The 1,622-nt window shown below is 43.0% G+C and carries 2 protein-coding genes; both read left to right on the top strand.

The features are described 5' to 3' along the window. Positions 1 to 85 precede the first annotated feature (85 nt). On the top strand, positions 86 to 1,045 hold the full coding sequence (locus IE056_RS18240) for an IS110 family RNA-guided transposase (protein WP_189606424.1): 960 nt from the start codon (positions 86 to 88) through the stop codon (positions 1,043 to 1,045). 65 nt (positions 1,046 to 1,110) lie between these two features. Next, positions 1,111 to 1,323 carry a hypothetical protein gene (locus IE056_RS18245; RefSeq protein ID WP_189606425.1) on the top strand — a complete coding sequence of 71 codons (213 nt, stop codon included), beginning with the start codon at positions 1,111 to 1,113 and terminating at the stop codon, positions 1,321 to 1,323. Positions 1,324 to 1,622: the final 299 nt, after the last annotated feature.

The raw sequence follows: 1,622 nt of genomic DNA on the forward strand, positions 1-1,622 counted from the left end.
TTATGAAATACCCATGATTTAGCACACGCAAACACCGATGAGTTTTTTGCTTAAATTTAGGTAAGGATTTAAAAACTTATCATTTATGAAAGCAATTGACTACGAGCAGGTTATTTCCGTGGGATGCGGAATAGATGTACACAAGGATGTTATTGTTGCTACCGTTAGAAGCAGTAGCAAAGATTACCAGACCAGGCAGTTTACTGCCTACACAAGTTCTTTGACAGAGTTACGAGATTGGTGCAGGGAAGAAGGGGTTACTCATGTGGCTATGGAAAGCACCGGCGTCTATTGGAAGCCGGTTTTTAATATCCTGGAGGAAGATTTTGCGATCATTCTTGTCAATGCCCGGCATGTAAAGAACGTTCCGGGTCATAAGACTGACAAGAAGGATAGTGTCTGGCTGAGTAAGCTGCTTCTGAGTGGTCTTTTAAAAGCTAGTTTCATTCCCACCAGGGAGATCCGGGAACTTCGGGACCTGATGCGTTATAAGAGGAAGAAGGTGCAGTTTGTAGCCTCGGAGACCAACCGGATTATAAAGGTTTTAGAGGATTGCAATATTAAACTCAGCAGTGTGGTCAGTAACGTTAAGGGGGTAAGTGCATCTAAGATCATCGGTGATATTATTGATGGCAAGGATGATGTTACCGGCTTATTGACTCACGTTCATGGACGGGTAAAGACGCCACGGGAAGAAATGGCCCAGGCCTTAACCGGACGCATTACCCCACATCATCGCTTTATGCTAAAGATGATCCGCGAGACCATTGAAGAGAACGAGAAGCTTATTACCAAATTAGATCAACAGATTGATTTAATAGCGTCCCAGTATGAGATGGAACTGGAACTCCTGCAAACCATAGATGGTGTGGGAAAAGATACCGCCCTTGTCATCATCAGTGAAGTTGGTGTGGATATGGATGCCTTTCCAAACCAGCATCACCTGGCGAGTTGGTCGGGCTTAAGTCCGGGAAGCAATGAGAGTGCAGGTAAAAAAAAAGCACCCGCGTCATCCACGGAAACAAACACCTCCAATCCGCTTTAGTAGAGGCTGCCTGGGGAGCCACCCGTCGGAAAGAGGGCTACCTGAAACGCTTTTACCAAAAGCTATTGGTCCGGAAGGGAAGTAAGAAAGCTTTGGTAGCAGTGAGCCATAAGATCATCATAGCAACGTATTTTATTCTTAAGAATAAAGAGGCCTATAAAGAGCCCTTGTTGCAGATCGAAAAGGCGGAGCAGAAGCGCAAAGTGAAGGAAGTTCAAAAAACAGTTGGACACCTGCGAAAACTAGGATTTGATGTGAGGCTTACCCCGGTAGGCTAATGATAAACCTGGAGCTCGTTTTTTTTACTAGGAAATTAAACCTGTGTATGAAATTGAGTCGAAAACTGGATAAGCACAAACACTTGTCGTAAAGAAGGGTAGCAATACCTTTTGGAAGCACGTATATGAAAATTTACATCTTTCTTATCCTTTTATCATCACGTATCTCTAAATATAGATTAACCATTAAAATTGGGCCTATAGCACACTTTAATTAGTGGAAACTGGACATAGAGCAGTAAGCCCTACGGGAGAGTTTTGGGCCTAATTGATTAAAAATAAAATAAAACACATATGAA

It is taken from the genome of Salinimicrobium marinum (assembly GCF_014651535.1).
In the GTDB taxonomy this organism is placed as follows: domain Bacteria; phylum Bacteroidota; class Bacteroidia; order Flavobacteriales; family Flavobacteriaceae; genus Salinimicrobium; species Salinimicrobium marinum.

Excerpts from the sequence above, each read along its gene's own strand:
- IE056_RS18240 (WP_189606424.1), top strand. The coding sequence starts at position 86 with ATGAAAGCAATTGACTACGAGCAGGTTATTTCCGTGGGATGCGGAATA.